The sequence below is a fragment of the Methyloceanibacter sp. genome, assembly GCF_050726195.1.
GTDB lineage: Bacteria > Pseudomonadota > Alphaproteobacteria > Rhizobiales > Methyloligellaceae > Methyloceanibacter.
In genome coordinates this window covers 81366-99172 of sequence record NZ_JBOHJC010000009.1, presented here as the reverse complement: position 1 = coordinate 99172, position 17807 = coordinate 81366, and the positions used below count along the sequence as shown (strand labels likewise).

Below are 17807 nucleotides of genomic sequence, written 5' to 3'. Positions count from 1 at the left end.
ATTCCTGAGAAAAAGCGCATGGGTTTGGGGAAATACGGGGTTTTTCGCGTGGGGCTCGCGCTTGCGGCCGCGCTCTGGCTTGCGGTGCCATCGCCGGCTGGCGCCGCCGATCCAGTGGCCGCCTACAAAAAGGCCGTCGAGGCGCAATTCGCGGTATGGCTCGAGGCGCTGTGGCCCGAGGCCGAGGCGGCAGGCATCTCGCGCAAGACCTTCGATCAGCATCTGAAGGGGCTCAAGCTCGACTGGGCCTTGCCGCAGCTCGTGCCGCCGGACCCGGCCTTTTCCGATGGCCCGGCGCTCCCGGCCGCGATGAAGCCGAAGCCGCGCCACCAGGCGGAGTTCGACATCCCCGAGAAATACTTCAGCAAGGACGCGCTGACTTCGCTCGCGGGCACCGGCCGCGCCAAGTACAAGCAGCTCGCGCCGACCTTGGGAGCGATCCAACAAAAATATGGCGTGCCGGCGAGCATCATCGTCGCCATCTGGGGCCGCGAGACCGGCTTCGGCACCGCGGCGCTTCCCCATGACGCCGTCACCGCCATCGCCACGCAAGCCTTCATGGGCCGCAGGCCGGACGAGTTCCGCCCGCAACTCATCGGCGCGCTCAAGATCATCGAACTTGGACACGCGGTGCGCGCCGAGATGAAGAGCTCCTGGGCGGGTGCCATGGGCTACACCCAGTTCCTCCCAGGCGATTTCGAGAAATATGCGGTGGACTTCGACGGCGACGGGAGGCGCGATATCTGGAACTCAGTGCCGGACGCCCTCGCGTCGGCCGGAAACTCGCTATCGAGCCAGGGTTGGGACGGCAATCAGCCGTGGGCCTACGAGGTCGTCCTGCCGAAGAACTTCGATTGCACGCGGCAAGGGCCTGACAAGTCGCTGCCGATCCGCGAGTGGATCGATCTTGGGGTCAAGCGGGTGCGCGGGCGACCCTTTCCGGGTGAGCGGCTGGACGACTGGACGTTCCTCGTCCTTCCCGCCGGGATGAAGGGCCCGGCCTTCCTCGCGACGACTAATTTCTCGGTGCTGAAGCTCTACAATAACTCCGACGTCTACGCGATTTTCGTGGGCCATGTGGCCGACATGATCGCCTACAACGCGCCGGCCGACTTCGTCGGTGACTGGGCGGCGGTGGAGCGGTTCCCCCGCGACCGCATGCAGCGCTTCCAGGAGGTGCTCGTGGGGCAGGGCCATGACGTCGGCAAGGTCGACGGACTGGTCGGCTTCAAGACGCGCCAAGCGATCGGCATGGAGGAGCAGAGGCTTGGCCTGCCGCTCACCTGCTACCCGAGCAGCGCCCTCGTCAACCATGTGCTCAAGGCGGCGAGTGCCCAGAACTGACGAAATTTGCCAAAAAGGGTTGACTTGCCTAGGTTCTGCCCGGGCCTCTTGTTAGGGTCACCACCATGCGAATCACAGGATCTCATAAGGCTTTGATGTGTGGCGCCGGCTCGGCCCTCCTGGTCGCCCTGGCGTTCCCCGAGGCGGCCCATGCCGATAAGTTTCAGACTTGCGTGCAGAGTCTCTGGCCCGCGGCGAAGGCGGGCGGTGTCAGCCGGGAAACCTTCGATCGCGCCTTCCAGGGGGCGGCGTTTGATGCCGAGGTAATCGAACTCGCCACCTACCAGCCCGAATACGTGAAGCCGATCGGCGAGTACATCGATCGCGCCGCGTCGGAGAAGCGGATCGTCAACGGCAAGCAGAAGCTCATCGAGTATAAGCCGCTGCTCGATCAGCTCGAGGCGAAATACGGCGTCGACCGGCACATCCTCGTGGCCATCTGGGGCGTCGAGTCAAACTATGGCGATCAGCCCGGCGACAAGAACGTCATCAACTCGCTGGCGACGCTCATCTGCTCGAATACGAAGGCCAAATTTGCGCGGGGACAGATTGTCTCGGCGCTAAAGATTCTCCAGCGTGGCGACGTCACCTACGAGAACATGAACGGCTCGTGGGCTGGCGCTATGGGGCACACGCAGTTCATCCCGACGACCTATTCCGCCTACGCCGTGGACTACGACGGCGATGGGCGGCGCGACATCTGGGGCACGATTCCCGACGCGCTCGGCTCCACGGCGAGCTATCTCAGGGTGTCGAAGTGGCAGCCGGGCCAGACCTGGGGCTACGAGGTTCGCGTGCCGAAGGGCGTGAACCCGAGCAAGATCGGCGAGAGCACGTCAAAGTCGCTCGGCCAATGGGAGAAGCTCGGTTTCGTCAGGGCCAGCGGCCAGCCATTTCCGCGCCCCGGTGACAAGGCAACCCTGTTCGCGCCGGAAGGGGCGAACGGGCCCGCCTTTCTCGTCCTCAACAATTTCCGCTCGCTGTTGCGCTACAACGTCGCCAAGTCCTATGCGCTCGCCGTGGGTCACCTGGCCGACCGCCTCGCCGGCGGCGGACCGTTCATCCAGCAATGGCCGGTCGGCGAGAACCGGCTCTCGCTCGATCAGCGCAAGGAGTTGCAAACGCACCTTATCGCCCACGGGCACCTGGAGGGCGAGGTGGATGGCATTGTCGGTAAAGGGACCGGCGAGGGCATCAAATCCTACCAGCGGGCCAAGGGCCTGAAGGCGGACGGGATTCCCACCCAGACGCTGCTGAAGACGTTGCGGAGCGAGGTGCCGCCTCCGGCCCCGATTCCGGTTGAGCAGCCGGTCGGCGCCGTGCCGGAAGTACCCGGGCAGCCGGCGGTGCAAGCGGTTCCGGCCCCGGTCCAGCAGCCGGCGGATGGAGGGCAACAGGCACCCGCGGCAAACTAATGCTAGGGGCTAGACTCCGGTGCGCGTTGCCGCTGCGGGACGAATCTTAGGCGAACCTCAACCATCCTCGGGCAGGAATGGTGAAAGGAATGTTGGCCTTACGACGCGAAACCACTATTAGTGTCCTACTCCGGGACACGGCGAGGGAGCCCCCCCCCGAAGGGTTCGATAAATCGATGTCTCGTGCTGCGTCTTATCTCTGCTCGGCCCGCGCGACGGCATTCGCCGCACTCGTCGTGCCGCTGCTCGTAGCCTCCATGGCGCCCGTGCCGGCCGCGGCGCAAGGGGAGACCCCGGTCCACCGCAGCTATATCAATCCATTTCCCAACGGCGACCGCTACCGCATCGCCGTGTTCGGCGATTCGCTCGCCGACGGGCTGTGGGCCGGGCTCTACCGCGCTTTCGAAGAGGACAAGACGCTGGACTTCATTCAGCGCTCCAAGGTGTCCTCCGGGTTCGCGCGGCCCGAGACCTACGATTGGAATGCCGAGCTCGACAAGCTGCTGAAGGACGAGACCTACCAGATCGCCGTGGTGATGTTCGGCGCCAACGACAGCCAGGCGCTCCGCAAGGGCAAGGACTGGCTCAAGGTGGGTACAGATGCGTGGCGCGAGGTCTACGGCGAACGGGTGGAGAACTTCATCAAGAAGTTGCGCGCCGCCAACATTGCCGTCTACTGGGTCGGCCTGCCGGTGATGCGCAGCCCCGAGCAGAGCCAAAACGCGGAACAGCTCAACGACGTGTACCGCGAGAAGGCGTTCGTCAACGGCGCCAAATTTATCGATACGTGGAACGGCTTCGTCGATGAGTCTGGCCGCTACAGCGCCTACGGCCCCGATATGACCGGACAGTCGAAACGGCTCCGCGCCGACGACGGTTTTCATTTCACCATGCGCGGCTATCTGAAGCTTGCGCATTTCGTCGAGAAGGAACTGCGCAAGGATCTCACGCTCGCCAAGGAAGAGCGGAACATTCCACTCGCGGGCGACGAGAACGAACAGGCCAAAGTGAGCGGTCTTGCGGTTGCGCCTCAACCTGCGCCCTCACCGATCGAGCCGGCGGCAGCCGCATCGGCGGAGGGAGAAGGTGCGGGAGAGGACGGCGAGCAGGCCGGATTGCAAGAGAGCCAAGTCGGCGACGTCAGCGTGGTCAGGCCGACGCTGACGGCGCCTCAGGTCGACACCTTGGCGTCTCCGACGACAAATGTGGCGACGACGGAACCCGAAGTCATTACCACCGAGCTTCCCGGCGGGTTCACCGCGGTGGCGACCATCTCGGCGGTCACCGACCTGTCGCTTTCTTCATCGCGACCCCTGCTGCCACTGTCGCAACGGCCATATTACAAGGTCCTCATCAGGGGCGAGCAGCTCGAGCCCAAATCGGGCAGAGCCGACGACTTTGCCTGGCCGCCGGGCTAGCGAATACGAGTGTTCTTGTAAGGGTCCGCTTTCATGTCCCGGGGCAGGAGTCCACGCTCTTCCACTCAACCTCGCTGGAGCCTTCATCGCCTCGCCGCTATTTGGCTGGCCGGTTTGCTCGGGGCATTCGCCGCCGGTCTCTACCTGTTTGGCTCTCTGGTCACCGGTCCAGACGCCGCGCCAATGGCCGACGCTTCTTCGGACGGTGTGCTGCCGGCAGAAATCGCTGTGGAACCCGGCAGCCGCGCGCGGGCGCCAACGGGCTCTAGCGCGGCAGGTTCGTCTGACCCATGAGGAACTTGTCGATGGCGTGGGCTGCCTGGCGGCCTTCGCGGATGGCCCACACCACGAGCGATTGGCCGCGCCGCATATCGCCGGCGGCGAACACCTTGGACCGCGACGTGCGGTAGTCGAGCTCGTTAGCCTTGACGTTGCCCCGGCCGTCGAGATCGAGCCCAAGCGCCTCGATCATGCCCTCCTGCACCGGATGCACGAAGCCCATGGCAAGAAGCACGAGATCGGCGGGGATGGTGAACTCGCTGCCGGGGACCGGCTTCATCTGGCCGTCGAGGCGGATGCATTCGAGCTGCTCGACCTTGCCGTTACCCAAGAACCGGTTGGTCGCCACGCTGAAGTCGCGCATGGCGCCCTCCGCCTGGCTCGACGAGGTCCGCAGCTTCAACGGCCAATGCGGCCAGGTGAGCGCCTTGTTTTCCTTTTCGGGGGGCTGCGACATGATCTCGAGTTGCGCCACCGAGACGGCGCCCTGGCGGAAGGAAGTGCCGATGCAGTCGGAGCCGGTATCGCCGCCGCCGATGACCACGACCTGCTTGCCCTCGGCGAGGATCGGCTCGACGTCCCCGAGCGGTTCGCCCGCCACGCGGCGGTTCTGTTGGGGGAGAAAGTCCATGGCGAAATGGACGCCGGGAAGATCGCGGCCCGGCACGTTAAGGTCGCGCGGCTTCTCGGCGCCGCCGGCGAGCAGCACGGCATCGTAGTCGCGCTCCAGCTTCTGGATGCGCACGTCGTGGCCGACATGGACGTTGCAGTGGAAGGTCACGCCTTCGGCTTCCATCTGCGCCGCGCGGCGTTCGACGATGTACTTCTCCATCTTGAAGTCGGGAATGCCATAGCGGAGCAGGCCGCCGGGACGAGCATGCTTCTCGTAGACATGGACGTCATGACCGGCACGGGCGAGCTGCTGGGCCGCGGCAAGACCGGCCGGGCCTGAGCCGACGACGGCGACACGCTTGCCGGTCTTGGTCTCCGGCGGCTGCGGCCTGACCCAGCCCTCGGCGAAGGACTTGTCGGCGATGGCGCACTCGATCGACTTGATGGTGACCGGCTCGTCGATGATGTTGAGCGTGCAGGCAGCCTCGCACGGCGCCGGGCATATACGCCCGGTAACCTCGGGGAAGTTGTTGGTCGAATGCAGATTGCGCGCGGCTTCTTCCCAGTCGTCCTGATAGACGAGGTCGTTCCAGTCCGGGATCTGATTGTTCACCGGGCAGCCGGTATGGCAGTAGGGGATGCCGCAGTCCATGCATCTGGCGGCCTGGCGGGTGACCTCGGCATCGCTCGCGGGGATCACAAACTCCTTGTAATGGCGAACGCGGTCGGAGGCCGGCTCGTAGCTCCGGTCCCGACGCTCGATCTCCAAAAAGCCCGTGATCTTGCCCATGTGGGTCACGTCTCTATCCTTGGGCCATCAAATGGCCAACGATGAGTAGCCACGCCCCCGTCTCGTCCGTCAAGCGTATCGCACCTCTGCACGGCAGGACCACAGCCTGGCGCCCCAGTCCAGGACATCGCGCTTCCCTGCCAGATTATTTGCCGTTGCCGCGCAGTCCGACCTCGATCTCGCCGAGACCGGTGGTGTCGGCGACCTGCTGGCGCGCCATCTCTTCCAGGGCGCGGCGGTACTCGACCGGCATGACCTTGACGAATTTCGGAAGATATTCCGCCCAATTGTCGAGGATTGCCCGCGCCCGCGCCGAGCCCGTGTAATGGAGGTGGTTCTCGATCAGCTGATGCAGCCGCTCCTCGTCGAAGTGGGTCATGTCGGTCAGGTCGACGAGGCCGTGGCTCTCGAGGTCGCCGCCCTGATGGCGGGTTCGCTCCATCACCTGGTTCTCGCTCGGCACCGGCTCTAGGTCGACCATGGCGAGATTACAGCGCCGTTCGAAGTCGCCGTCCTCGTCGAGGACGTAGGCGATGCCGCCTGACATGCCGGCCGCAAAGTTGCGCCCGGTAGGGCCGACCACCGCGACGATGCCGCCGGTCATGTACTCGCAGCCATGGTCGCCGGTGCCCTCGACCACGGCGATGGCGCCGGAATTGCGCACGGCGAAGCGCTCGCCGGCGACGCCACGGAAATAGCATTCGCCGGCGATGGCGCCGTAGAGCACGGTGTTGCCGACGATGATCGACTTCTCCGGCACGATGCCCGACTCGGCCGGCGGACGGACGATGAGGCGGCCGCCGGAGAGGCCCTTGCCGACGTAGTCGTTCGCCTCGCCGACGAGATCGAGGGTAACGCCGTGAGCGAGCCAGGCGCCGAAGCTCTGGCCGGCGGAGCCCTTGAAGCGCACCCAGACGGTGTCCTCGGGCAGGCCGGCATGGCCGTAATGCCGGGCGATCTCGCCGGAGAGCATGGCGCCGGTGGTGCGGTCGACGTTGCGGATCGGCAGGTCGAGCTTGACCGGCTTCTTCTCCTCGATCGCCTCGCGGCAGAGTGCGATGAGCTTCTGGTCGAGGACCTTATCGAGGCCATGGTCCTGGCGCTCGGAATTGTAGACGGCGACGTCGGGCGGGACATCGGCCTTATGGAACAGCCGGGTGAAGTCGAGGCCCCGTGCCTTCCAATGGTCGATCGCCTGGCTCTTATCGAGCACCTCGGTATGGCCGATCATCTCGGCGAAGGTGCGGATGCCGAGCGCGGCCATGTACTCGCGCACCTCCTCGGCGACGAAGAAGAAGTAGTTGATGACGTGCTCGGGCTTGCCCTGGAAGCGCGCGCGCAGCACCGGGTCCTGGGTGGCGACGCCGACAGGGCAGGTGTTCAGGTGGCACTTGCGCATCATGATGCAGCCGGCGGCGATCAAGGGCGCGGTGGCGAAGCCGAACTCGTCGGCGCCGAGCAGTGCACCAACAATCACGTCGCGCCCCGTGCGCATGCCGCCATCGACCTGGACTGCGATGCGGCCGCGCAGCCGGTTCAGCACCAGGGTCTGCTGGGTTTCAGCGAGGCCGATCTCCCAGGGCGAGCCGGCGTGCTTTATGGAGGTGAGGGGGGAGGCTCCGGTACCGCCCTCGAAGCCGGCGATGGTCACATGGTCGGCCATGGCCTTGGCGACGCCGGCGGCGACGGTACCGACGCCGACCTCTGACACGAGCTTCACCGAGACGTCGCCCGTGGGGTTGACGTTCTTCAGATCGAAGATCAGCTGCTTCAGATCCTCGATCGAATAGATGTCGTGGTGCGGCGGCGGCGAGATCAGGCCGACGCCGGGCGTCGAATGGCGCACCTTGGCGATGGTGGCGTCGACTTTGTGGCCGGGAAGCTGGCCGCCTTCGCCGGGCTTGGCGCCTTGCGCCATTTTGATCTGCATCATGTCGGAGTTGACGAGATATTCCGTGGTCACGCCGAAGCGGCCCGACGCCACTTGCTTGATGGCCGAGCGCATGGAATCGCCGTTCGGCAGCGGCTTGAACCGGTCGGTCTCCTCGCCGCCCTCGCCGGTGTTCGACTTGCCGCCGATGCGGTTCATGGCGATGGCGAGCGTGGTGTGCGCCTCGCGGCTGATGGAGCCGAAGGACATGGCGCCGGTGGCGAAGCGCTTGACGATCTCCTTGGCCGGCTCGACCTCGTCGAGTGGGATCGGCTCGCGGCCGATCTCCTCGGCGGTCTTGATGCGGAACATGCCGCGAATGGTCAGCAGTCTCTCGGACTGCTCGTTGATCGCCTTGGCGAATGAGCGGTACTTCTCCGGCAACTGGCCGCGCACGGCATGTTGCAGGTCGGCGACCACCTCGGGACGCCACGAATGCGTCTCGCCGCGAATGCGGAAAGCATACTCGCCGCCGACCTCGAGTGCACTTTTCAGCACGGGAACGTCGCCGAACGCCAACCGGTGGCGCTCGACCGTCTCCCGGGCGATCTCGTCGAGGCCGATGCCTTCGACCTGCGTGTTGGTGCCGGTGAAGTACTTGGCGACGAAGTCGGAGCGCAGGCCGACAGCATCGAAGATCTGCGCGCCGCAATATGACTGATAGGTGGAGATGCCCATCTTGGACATCACCTTGAGGATGCCCTTGTCGGTCGCCTTCATGTAGCGCTTGACGGCCTCCTCGGCGGTGATCTCCTCATCAATGTCCGGCAGGATGGCCTCGATGGTCTCGAAGGCGAGATAGGGATTGATGGCTTCGGCGCCGTAGCCGGCGAGCGTGCAGAACTGATGCACCTCGCAGGCTTCACCGGTTTCGACGACGAGACCCACGGAGGTCCGCAAGCCGCAGCGGATCAAATGATGATGCACGGCGCTGGTGGCGAGCAGCGACGGGATCGGGACCCGGTCTGGCCCGGTCGCCCGGTCGGACAGTATGATAATGTTCTCCCCCCCGCGCACGGCGTCCTCGGCGCGCCGGCAAAGCCTCTCCAAAGCCCGCGCCATGCCATTCGCGCCCTGCTCAGCGGCAAACGTGATGTCGAGGGTGATCGTGCGAAACTGGTTGTCGGCGACCTCGCCGATGGCGCGGATGCGCTCCAGGTTCTCGTTGGTGAGGATGGGATGCGCCGCCTCGAGCCGCTTCTGCTTGGAGGTGCCTTCGAGGTCGAGCAGGTTCGGCCGCGGACCGATGAAGGTCACGAGCGACATCACCAGCTCCTCGCGGATCGGATCGATCGGCGGGTTGGTCACTTGGGCAAAGTTCTGCTTGAAATAGGTGTGCAGCAACTTCGGCCGGTCGGACAGCGCCGAGATTGGCGTGTCGTTGCCCATGGAGCCAACGGCCTCCTGGCCCGTCTGGGCCATGGGGACCATCAGGAACTTAATGCTCTCCTGGGTGTAGCCGAAGGCCTGCTGGCGATCGAGCAGGCTCACATTGGTGCGCGGCGACGGCGTGGACGCGCCGGGCAGCTCGTGCACGCGGATCTGGGTGCGGTCGAGCCATTGCTGGTAGGGATGGGCAGACGCGAGCTCGGCTTTGATCTCCTCGTCGGAGACGATGCGTCCCTTTTCGAGGTCGATGAGCAGCATCTTGCCGGGCTGGAGCCGCCATTTCTCGACGATCTTCTCCTCGGGGAACGGCAGCACGCCGGTCTCCGAGCCCATGACCACGAGGCCGTCGTCGGTGACGAAATAGCGCGCGGGGCGCAAGCCGTTGCGGTCGAGGGTGGCGCCGATCTGGCGACCGTCGGTGAAGGCCATGGCCGCCGGACCGTCCCACGGCTCCATCAGGCAGGCGTGATACTCGTAGAAGGCGCGGCGTTTGGCATCCATCAGCGGGTTGCCGGCCCAAGCTTCGGGGATGAGCATCATCGCCGCGTGGGCGAGGCTGTAGCCGCCCTGCACCAGGAACTCGAGCGCGTTGTCGAAGCAGGCGGTGTCCGACTGGCCCTCATAGGAGATCGGCCACAGTTTCTCGATGTCCTTGCCGAACAGAGGCGAGGACACGCTCGCCTGACGTGCCGCCATCCAGTTGACGTTGCCGCGCAAGGTGTTGATCTCGCCGTTATGGGCGACCATGCGGTAGGGATGGGCGAGCTTCCAGGACGGGAAGGTGTTGGTCGAGAACCGCTGGTGCACGAGCGCGAGCGCCGAGGCGAATTTCGGGTGATGCAGGTCCTTGTAGTAGGCGCCGAGCTGGTAGGCGAGGAACATGCCCTTATAGACCAGGGTGCGGCAGGAGAGCGACACGGTATAGAAGCCGATATCGCGGCCGCCGGTCTCGCCGTTGATGGTGTTGGAAATCACCTTGCGCAAGAGATAGAGGCGCCGCTCGAACTCCTCTTCGTCCTCGATGCCGGGCCCACGACCGATGAACACTTGGCGGTGGGTCGGCTCGGTCCCGACCACGGTCGGCGACAGGCAGGCATTGTCGGTCGGCACGTTGCGCCAGCCGAGCAGGGTGAGGCCCTCCGCGTCGATCACGCGCTCGACGACAGATTCGCAATAGATGCGCTGCGCGCGGTTCCCCGGCATGAACATGAAGCCGACCGCGTAGTGCCCGGGCTCGGGCAGACGGATGTTTAGCGGCGCGCAAACCTCTTTGAGTAAGGCGTGAGGGATTTGCACGAGGATGCCGGCGCCGTCGCCGTCACGCGCGTCGGCGCCCGCCGCACCGCGATGGGTGAGGTTCTCGAGGATCTGCAGGCCGTGCTCGATGATGGTGTGGCTCTTGCGACCGTTGAGGTCGGCGACGAAGCCAACGCCGCAGGCGTCATGCTCGCGGGCCGGATCGTAGAGTCCTTGCGCCGGGGGCGGGCAGGGCCACGCCGCACTCACAGGGCCAGCAATGCGCTTACGGGGTGCCATCGTTTCCATGGAACCTCGGCCACGCCCCAGCAGAGGCGGGGCCATCTAGAGTTCGGCAAGGGCCAGCCTCTTCGCCAGCATACGCGAATGATGCGGGAAGAACCGGCCTTTTTGGGCGGCTAGCGCCTCTGCGCTAGCGAATGCGGAGCAAAGACCGGATTTCGCCTCTCGATGAGAAGCCTCGAGCCTTGCGCCGCAGCCTCAAGAACAAAGGTCAGCAAGCCTGTCCTATTTCGCCCAAATTGACAGATTTCCAATGGATATACAAGCGGGATTCCGTGGCCCTTGTTCCCTCGCGCCGATGCCAACTTCACCTCCTTCTGGCGGAGGCGTGATTTGACGTGAGGCGAGGAGCCCAGGCTTACTCGGGTGGCAGTAACCATGCCGGGGCCCCGGTGCCCGGCCAAACTCTGTACCCACGAGGAGCTGACATGAATCACCAACCGAAGAAGATTTCTGGCCTGGCGGTGGCTTCCGCCTTCGCCGCCGCGCTCGGCATGGCGGCGTCGAGCGAGACCGCGACGGCTGCCGACGACCAAGAGAAGTGCTACGGCGTGGCCAAGGCAGCCGAAAACGACTGCGCGGCCGGCAAGGGCACGACCTGCGCCGGGACGTCCAAGATCGACTTTCAGGGGAATGCCTGGAAGCTCGTGCCGAAGGGGACATGCGAAACGATCGAACTGCCCGACGACCGCAAAGGTAGCCTCGAGGCGCTCGACCGCGACCTACCCCCGGCCTAGGTCATGGCGCAGGGCTTGATCGGCAACGGCCCGATCCCGCCTCGCGCCGGGGTCGGGCTAAAGCCCGAGCACTATCGTGACATTCTCGACGGCAAGCCCGACATCGGCTGGTTTGAGATCCATGCCGAGAACTACATGGGCGACGGCGGTCCGCCGCACGCCTACCTCACGGTGATCCGCGAGCGCTATTTGCTCTCGTTGCACGGGGTCGGACTCTCGATCGGCGGCAGCGGCCCGCTCGACCAAGAGCATCTTGCGCGCCTCAAGGCGCTGATCGACCGCTACCAGCCGTCGCTCTTCTCCGAGCATCTCGCCTGGTCGAGCCACGACACGGTCTATCTCAACGATCTCCTGCCGCTCCCCTATACGGAGGAGACGCTTGCCAATGTGTGCTTCCATATCGACGAGGTGCAGGACACGCTCAAGCACCAGATGCTGCTCGAAAATCCGTCGACCTATGTGGCGTTCGCAGAGACGTCGATGAGCGAGGTCGAGTTTCTGCGTGAGATCGTGCGGCGCACCGGCTGCGGGCTCCTGCTCGACGTCAACAACGTGTTCGTGCAGGCGGCCAATCACGGCTTCGACGCGCGCGCCTATGTCGACGGCTTCCCGGCGGAGTGTGTGGGCGAGATCCATCTCGGCGGTCATGCCGAGGACGCGGACGACGACGGAGCGGCCTTGCTCATCGACGACCACGGACGGCAGGTGGCCGATCCCGTCTGGGCGCTCTATGCGCACGCGCTCGCCCGCACCGGACCGAAGCCGACCCTGATCGAGTGGGACAATGACGTCCCCGACTGGCCCACCTTGTTTGCCGAGGCGAAGCGCGCCGACGCCGTCATTGCCGCCCGCCGCAGCAATCGCATTGCGAGTTGACGATGACGCGCCCGGCCGAGCTTGAGAGCGAATTTGCCCGCGCGGTGCTGGACGCGGAGGCCGAGGTCCCGGCGCCGCTCGTGCGCAAGGGGAGCGGCGCGCCAGCGCGGCGGTTCGGCGTCTACCGGAACAATGTCTATGCGAGCCTGATCGACGTGCTCGCCGGCCGCTTCCCCGCCACGGCGCGCCTCGTGGGGGAAGAGTTTTTCCGCGTCATGGCGCGTGTCTATGTCGAGGAGGACCCACCGCGCTCGGCAGTGCTGCTTCGGTATGGCGGGGACTTTTCCGACTTCATTGCGCAGTTTCCACCTGCAGAGGCGGTGCCGTATCTCGCCGATGTCGCCCGCCTCGAATGGGCGTGGCACGAGGCCTATCACGCGGCAGACGCAGCGGCTCTGCCGCCTGCGGCACTGACAGAGGTGGCTAGCAGGGCTGCCGGTGCCACGCTCACCCTCCATCCCTCGCTCCGGGTCGCGCGGTCGTCCTATCCCGTGATTACCATCTGGCAACTCGCCGCACGGGGCGGGGAGAACGAGCCGGCGCGGCTTCCCGCGGGCGGCGAGGATGCGCTGGTGGCTAGGCCGAAGATGGCGGTCGAGGTGCGCCGCCTGCCTCCCGGTGGGGCGGCGTTCGTGCTCGCGCTGAACGCCGGCGCTAGTCTCGAAACGGCGGCAGCGCGTGCACTTGAGGATGCGCCGGATTTCGAGCTTGAGGCCAACCTCGCCGGGCTCATCGCCAGCGGCGTCATCGTCGGCATCGGCGCGGGTGCCTGAAATCTTAACGAGATATTGCCGGCGCGGGTTCGCCGTTAAGGCTCGCGTAAGTTGCGGGGGTTAAGCTGATCGCTCGCCGCCGGTCAACCGTTCTGCGTAACGTGCGGCACTCCTGGCAGGTTCTCTCCCATAGCACCTGCGAACATGAGAAGGGCGCCCTCGCTTCACGGAGGACGCCCTTCTTGTTTGGCGCCAATCGCGGACCAAGCTGCTCGCTTAGGCGGCCTTGCTGTCGATCACCTTGGGCTTCTCGGTTTCCGCCTTGGTCGTGATCTCAATGGTGCGCGGCTTCATGGCCTCGGGCAGTTCGCGCACGAGGTCGACGTGGAGCAAGCCGTTCTCGAGAGTTGCGCCCTTCACCATCACGTAGTCGGCAAGCTGGAAGCGCCGGTCGAAGCTGCGCGAAGCGATGCCGCGATGCAGGTAGGTCGAGTTCTCCTGCTCGACTCGCTTCTCGCCCTTGATCGTGAGCGTGTTCTCCTTGGCCTCGATGTCGAGGTCGCTCTGGCCGAATCCGGCGACGGCCATGCTGATGCGATACTCGTTCTCGCCGACCCGCTCGATGTTGTAGGGCGGGTAGCTTGGGGCGTCGCCGTCGAACGTGCTCAGCGTATCGAGCAGGGAGCCGATGCGGTCGAAGCCGATGGTGGAACGATAAAGGGGGGTCAGATCAAAGTGTCTCATGTCACATCCTCCGTAAGAAGCGATATGGTTGGTGCCCGCTGTTTGCTTTGAGCCGGGCGGTCTGGCGCAAGGCTTGCGGGCCTTGCGCCAGCGGGGGATATGGGAGCGCGGCATTTTTCCGTCAAGAGGGCTAGGGCACTGAATATGCACATAAAATCAGCGTGAAGCGCGATCACGTGTGGCTAGCCGGGGTCGCTTCCGGCAGTGGGCAACGGTGTGGTCATGGCGCGCCGCGCTGCTATAAGAGGCGTGCGCGCGTGTTAGTGCCAGAGGTAGAGGCCGCTTAGAATTCATGGTTCTCGTTTCAACACCCAAGAACCCGATCCCGCTCGGTGCATCGTCTGGCTATCTCGACATCCGCAAGGGCGTCAGGGTCCGCTATGCGAGCTGGCAGTCGGCGTTGCGCGAACGGCGCGGCACGGTGTGCATTTTTCCCGGCCGTAACGAGTTCATCGAAAAATATTTCGAGGTGGTGGGCGAGTTGCGCCGGCGCGGCTTTGCCGTGGCGGTGCTCGATTGGCGCGGACAGGGCGGCTCGAGCCGGCTGACAAGGAGCCAGATGAAGGGCCACGTCCGCGACTTCGACGACTACGAAGAGGACCTCGCGCACTTCATGAAGGGGGTCGTGCTGCCGGACTGCCCGGCGCCCTATTATGCGCTCGCCCATTCGATGGCGGCGACCGTGTTGTTCAGGGCGGCAACCAAGCGCGGCTGCTGGTTTAGCCGCATTGTGATGACGGCGCCAATGGTGAAGCTCATGGGGCTGCCTATGCCGCAAGGCGTTTGCGCGCCCGTTGCCGACGGACTGACGCTACTCGGCTTCGGCAAGCAGGCGGTGCCCGGCAGCAACGAGAAATATTGGGCGAGCGAGGAGTTCGAGGGAAATCCGCTCACCTCGGACCGCGAGCGCTTCTTCCGCAACATCTCGGTACTCCGCGCCGCCCCGGGGCTCGCCGTGGGTCCGCCGACCGTCGGCTGGCTGAACGCGGCGTTCGAGGCCATGGCGCAGCTCGGCAGCGAGAAGTTCGCGCCGCGCATCCGCATCCCGGCGCTGATGGTCGCGGCTGGTGACGATCAGGTCGTATCGAGCAAGGCGATCGAGGATCTCGCCTCCCGCCTCAGGGCCGGGTCGCAGCTCGTGCTCAGGGGGTCGCGCCATGAGATCCTGCAGGAGCGGGATGCGATCCGCGAGCAGTTCTGGGCCGCGTTCGACGCCTACATCCCGGGCGTTGCGCTGAGCAAGGCGGGCTAGCCCGACAAAGCTTTCACCGCGGCCTCATGCAACCGCTTGTCGCCGGCTGCGAGAATGCGACCGCCGCCGCGCGGATCGCCGCCTTCCCATGTGGTGACCACGCCGCCGGCGCGCTCGACGATGGGGATCAGCGGCAGGATGTCGAACGGCTTCAAGCCAGCCTCGACCACGAGATCGATGTGGCCGAGGGCGAGCAGGCAGTAGTTGTAGCAGTCGCCGCCGAACCGCCGCAGCCGCACGGCGCGGCTCAAGCGCTCAAACCGCTCGGCGTCGGCGCCGGCGAACATGTCGGGCGTGGTCGTTGCGAGCGCCGCTTCGGCGAGAGAGAGGCAGGGCCGGGTGCGCATGGCCGAGGTCCGGCCGTCGCGGCGGAAATAGGCCTCGCGCTCGCCGCTCCAGAAGCGCTCGCCGGTATAGGGTTGGTCCATTAGGCCTAGCAGCGGCGCGCCGCCGGCCGTCAGCCCGATCAAAGTGCCCCACAGCGGCTGGCCCATGATGAAGGCGCGGGTGCCGTCGATGGGGTCGATGACCCAGCAGTAGTCTGAGTCCGCGCGGCAGTCGCCGAACTCCTCGCCGACAATGCCGTGGGAGGGGTAGGCGGCGGAAAGTGCCTCCCTGATCGCTGCCTCGGCGTCCCGGTCGGCGGCGGTTACGGGGTCGAAGGCATCGCCTCCTTTGTGGTCAACGGCGCCCCCTGTCCGGAAATGCGGCAATATGACCGCGCCGGCCTTATCGGCGAGGGCGTGGGCCATGGCCATATAGGCCTCGAAATCGGGTTGCTTGGGCGCGGACACGGGTCAAGGCTTGGCGGCGTTTGCCCTTGAAAGTCAAGGCATGGCGGGGTGGTCTGGGCCGGTTCGAGGCCAAAAACCGAGGAGTCCCTGCGCCTGCGTGACAGTTCTGCATCAGTGTTCCAGGAATGTCGCGGGCCGGGTCGGCGCCAACTTGATTTTTGTGCGCCGCAATGACATATTGTTGCAACGCGGCATGGCTCTCCAGGTCGTGCCGCTGCCCTCCTTGGGCGTTTCCTCCCTAGACTTGGGCCGTTCGTTCATTCGAACGGCCCTTTTTTTAATTTCGCTGTCGGTTATTCGGCGGCGGCGCGCGGAATGGCGAGCCCGGGAGTGCCGGTGACGAGCGCGCGGACCATGGTCTCGAGGCCGCCGCGTAGCTGCTCGAAGCCCGCTGACTTCTCGAAGGCTGTCTCGTCCATATAGAGCGCGCGGTTGATCTCGATCTGCAGCACGTGCTGCGCCTTGTGCGGCCGCCCGTAATGTTCGGTGATGTAGCCGCCGGCATAGGGTTTGTTCAGGGCGACGGCATAGCCGAGCTCTTTGAGCTGACCGGCTGCGAGCCGCGTCAGCTCAGCGCTGCATGAGGTGCCGAAGCGGTCGCCAAGGACGAAATCGGGGCGGCCCGTGCCCTGGTCGGCGATGGGGCTCGACGGCATGGAATGGCAGTCGATCAGCACCGCTAGGCCAAATTCCCTTTTTGCCTCAAGGAGAAGCGCGGCGAGCGTCTCGTGATAGGGGGTATAGAGCCGGTTGATGCGCTGAAGCGCGGCTTCGACCGAGAGCGGCTCCCGGTAGATCTCGTCAGACTCCGATACGATACGCGCGATAGTGCCGAGGCCGCCGACTACGCGCACCGATTGCGTGTTGGCGTAGTGGGGCAGCCCATCGCGGAACAGGACAGGGTCGAGCTCGTACGGCTCGCGGTTCACGTCGAGGTAGGCGCGCGGAAAATGCGCGTGCAGCAGCGGCGCGCCGAGATTAGTGACGAAGGCGAACAGCTCCTCGACGAAGGTGTCTTCGGACCGCCGCAAGGTGCGCGGGTCGAGCCGGGAGGCGGCGAGGAAGGTGCTCGGGTAGATTCGGCCGCTATGGGGCGAGTTGAACACGAGGGGAACTTTCAGCTCCCCTGGCTGCATCACGGAAAACGGCGGCGCCAGTTCCCGCTCGATCGCCTCGGCCTCGCTTAGGGTCATGGCCAGTCCTTGCTTTGGGCCCCTCCGGGCGGCTCAAAGAGCCCAGAATCGCCCGTCTGTAAACTCTGCCAATGAGAGTTGAACCTGTCTAGGCGTGTTCTGCCTTGTGCCCGGCTCAAATAGACGCAATGATTTGGAGTTCAGTAAGGGGTGCGGCCACGATCGGCCATTCCGGCCAGGGGCAAGTGGTCGTTTACCAAGTTCGTGTACGCCCTAACGGGCGAGAGTTGAGGGGGACGAGGGATGGAGGCGAACGATCCACGGGCGCGCAGCGTTCAGCGCATCCTGTTAGCCGAGGATGACGATGACATGCGGCGCTTCCTGGTGAAGGCGCTCGAGAAGGCCGGCTACGACGTCGTGTCGTTCGGCAATGGGCTCGAGGCCTATGAGCGGCTCAAGGAAGAGCCCTTCATGCTCCTGTTGACCGACATCGTCATGCCGGAGATGGACGGCATCGAGCTGGCGCGCAAGGCGAGCGAACTCGATCCCGATCTCAAGATCATGTTCATCACCGGCTTCGCCGCGGTGGCACTCAACCCGGACAACAACGCGCCGAAAGACGCGAAGATCCTGTCCAAGCCGTTCCACTTGCGCGACTTGGTGGACCAGGTGGAGCGCATGCTCGCGGCGTGAGCCTGAGGCAAACGGCGGGTTGCCTTGGCCGGGCGCCAACCGATATAGAAGGCCTCCGCCAACAGGTGAGCGGGCGCGTAGCTCAGCGGTACGAGCACTGCGTTGACATCGCAGGGGTCACTGGTTCGATCCCAGTCGCGCCCACCATT

General features: G+C 65.1%; 13 protein-coding genes and 1 tRNA gene. 9 read left to right on the top strand and 5 right to left on the bottom strand.

The annotated features are described in order from the left end of the window. The first annotated feature begins 18 nt into the window (after positions 1 to 18). From ACRECX_RS08300 to ACRECX_RS08290, 3 genes are all read left to right on the top strand, one after another. Positions 19 to 1344, top strand: a complete 1326-nt coding sequence (locus ACRECX_RS08300; RefSeq protein WP_431558359.1) for a lytic murein transglycosylase — start codon at positions 19 to 21, stop codon at positions 1342 to 1344. 65 nt (positions 1345 to 1409) lie between these two features. Next, entirely contained in the window at positions 1410 to 2759 is a 1350-nt protein-coding gene (locus tag ACRECX_RS08295; protein ID WP_431558358.1) for a lytic murein transglycosylase, read from the top strand. 176 nt (positions 2760 to 2935) lie between these two features. Continuing rightward, positions 2936 to 4177 carry an SGNH/GDSL hydrolase family protein gene (locus ACRECX_RS08290; RefSeq protein WP_431558357.1) on the top strand — a complete coding sequence of 414 codons (1242 nt, stop codon included), beginning with the start codon at positions 2936 to 2938 and terminating at the stop codon, positions 4175 to 4177. A gap of 265 nt (positions 4178 to 4442) precedes the next feature. On the opposite strand, the gene ACRECX_RS08285 is transcribed toward ACRECX_RS08290, so the two are convergent. Together ACRECX_RS08285 and gltB are read right to left on the bottom strand one after the other, a co-directional pair. After that, positions 4443 to 5858, bottom strand: coding sequence for a glutamate synthase subunit beta (locus ACRECX_RS08285; protein WP_431558393.1), 1416 nt, complete (start codon positions 5856 to 5858; stop codon positions 4443 to 4445). A 145-nt stretch (positions 5859 to 6003) separates the two neighbouring features. After that, positions 6004 to 10713 (bottom strand): glutamate synthase large subunit, encoded by a 4710-nt coding sequence (gene gltB / locus ACRECX_RS08280; protein WP_431558356.1) that lies wholly within the window; start codon positions 10711 to 10713, stop codon positions 6004 to 6006. A gap of 431 nt (positions 10714 to 11144) precedes the next feature. On the opposite strand from gltB, the gene ACRECX_RS08275 reads away from it, so the two are divergent. From ACRECX_RS08275 to ACRECX_RS08265, 3 genes are read left to right on the top strand one after another with little or no spacing between them, the layout of a single operon-like run. After that, positions 11145 to 11453, top strand: coding sequence for a BufA1 family periplasmic bufferin-type metallophore (locus ACRECX_RS08275; RefSeq protein WP_431558355.1), 309 nt, complete (start codon positions 11145 to 11147; stop codon positions 11451 to 11453). A 3-nt stretch (positions 11454 to 11456) separates the two neighbouring features. Further along, a complete protein-coding gene (gene bufB, locus ACRECX_RS08270; RefSeq protein ID WP_431558354.1) occupies positions 11457 to 12329 on the top strand; it encodes an MNIO family bufferin maturase in 873 nt (290 codons plus the stop codon). A 2-nt stretch (positions 12330 to 12331) separates the two neighbouring features. After that, entirely contained in the window at positions 12332 to 13102 is a 771-nt protein-coding gene (locus ACRECX_RS08265) for an HvfC/BufC N-terminal domain-containing protein (protein WP_431558353.1), read from the top strand. 216 nt (positions 13103 to 13318) lie between these two features. On the opposite strand, the gene ACRECX_RS08260 is transcribed toward ACRECX_RS08265, so the two are convergent. Then, positions 13319 to 13786: an Hsp20 family protein gene (locus tag ACRECX_RS08260; protein ID WP_431558352.1), complete on the bottom strand. Its 468-nt coding sequence runs from the start codon at positions 13784 to 13786 to the stop codon at positions 13319 to 13321. Positions 13787 to 14078: 292 nt separating this feature from the next. On the opposite strand from ACRECX_RS08260, the gene ACRECX_RS08255 reads away from it, so the two are divergent. Continuing rightward, entirely contained in the window at positions 14079 to 15038 is a 960-nt protein-coding gene (locus ACRECX_RS08255; RefSeq protein WP_431558351.1) for an alpha/beta fold hydrolase, read from the top strand. Here ACRECX_RS08255 and hisN read toward each other — a convergent pair. Both hisN and ACRECX_RS08245 read right to left on the bottom strand, forming a co-directional pair. Then, positions 15035 to 15796 (bottom strand): histidinol-phosphatase, encoded by a 762-nt coding sequence (hisN, locus tag ACRECX_RS08250; RefSeq protein ID WP_431558392.1) that lies wholly within the window; start codon positions 15794 to 15796, stop codon positions 15035 to 15037. The genes ACRECX_RS08255 and hisN overlap by 4 nt on opposite strands. A 329-nt stretch (positions 15797 to 16125) precedes the next feature. Continuing rightward, on the bottom strand, positions 16126 to 17025 hold the full coding sequence (locus tag ACRECX_RS08245) for an N-formylglutamate amidohydrolase (RefSeq protein ID WP_431558350.1): 900 nt from the start codon (positions 17023 to 17025) through the stop codon (positions 16126 to 16128). 243 nt (positions 17026 to 17268) lie between these two features. Between ACRECX_RS08245 and cpdR the strand changes: the two genes are divergently transcribed. Together cpdR and ACRECX_RS08235 are read left to right on the top strand one after the other, a co-directional pair. Next, a complete protein-coding gene (gene cpdR, locus ACRECX_RS08240) occupies positions 17269 to 17658 on the top strand; it encodes a cell cycle two-component system response regulator CpdR (protein ID WP_431558349.1) in 390 nt (129 codons plus the stop codon). Between the two features lie 71 nt (positions 17659 to 17729). Beyond that, a tRNA-Val gene (locus tag ACRECX_RS08235) sits at positions 17730 to 17805 on the top strand. Positions 17806 to 17807: the final 2 nt, after the last annotated feature.

Bases quoted from the DNA above. Each gene is read 5' to 3' on its own strand.
- ACRECX_RS08300 (WP_431558359.1), top strand. From the start codon at position 19: ATGGGTTTGGGGAAATACGGGGTTTTTCGCGTGGGGCTCGCGCTTGCG.
- ACRECX_RS08295 (WP_431558358.1), top strand. From the start codon at position 1,410: ATGCGAATCACAGGATCTCATAAGGCTTTGATGTGTGGCGCCGGCTCG.
- ACRECX_RS08290 (WP_431558357.1), top strand. From the start codon at position 2,936: ATGTCTCGTGCTGCGTCTTATCTCTGCTCGGCCCGCGCGACGGCATTC.
- ACRECX_RS08285 (WP_431558393.1), bottom strand. From the start codon at position 5,858: ATGGGCAAGATCACGGGCTTTTTGGAGATCGAGCGTCGGGACCGGAGC.
- gltB (WP_431558356.1), bottom strand. From the start codon at position 10,713: ATGGCACCCCGTAAGCGCATTGCTGGCCCTGTGAGTGCGGCGTGGCCC.
- ACRECX_RS08275 (WP_431558355.1), top strand. From the start codon at position 11,145: ATGAATCACCAACCGAAGAAGATTTCTGGCCTGGCGGTGGCTTCCGCC.
- bufB (WP_431558354.1), top strand. From the start codon at position 11,457: ATGGCGCAGGGCTTGATCGGCAACGGCCCGATCCCGCCTCGCGCCGGG.
- ACRECX_RS08265 (WP_431558353.1), top strand. From the start codon at position 12,332: ATGACGCGCCCGGCCGAGCTTGAGAGCGAATTTGCCCGCGCGGTGCTG.
- ACRECX_RS08260 (WP_431558352.1), bottom strand. From the start codon at position 13,786: ATGAGACACTTTGATCTGACCCCCCTTTATCGTTCCACCATCGGCTTC.
- ACRECX_RS08255 (WP_431558351.1), top strand. From the start codon at position 14,079: ATGGTTCTCGTTTCAACACCCAAGAACCCGATCCCGCTCGGTGCATCG.
- hisN (WP_431558392.1), bottom strand. From the start codon at position 15,796: ATGGCCATGGCCCACGCCCTCGCCGATAAGGCCGGCGCGGTCATATTG.
- ACRECX_RS08245 (WP_431558350.1), bottom strand. From the start codon at position 17,025: ATGACCCTAAGCGAGGCCGAGGCGATCGAGCGGGAACTGGCGCCGCCG.
- cpdR (WP_431558349.1), top strand. From the start codon at position 17,269: ATGGAGGCGAACGATCCACGGGCGCGCAGCGTTCAGCGCATCCTGTTA.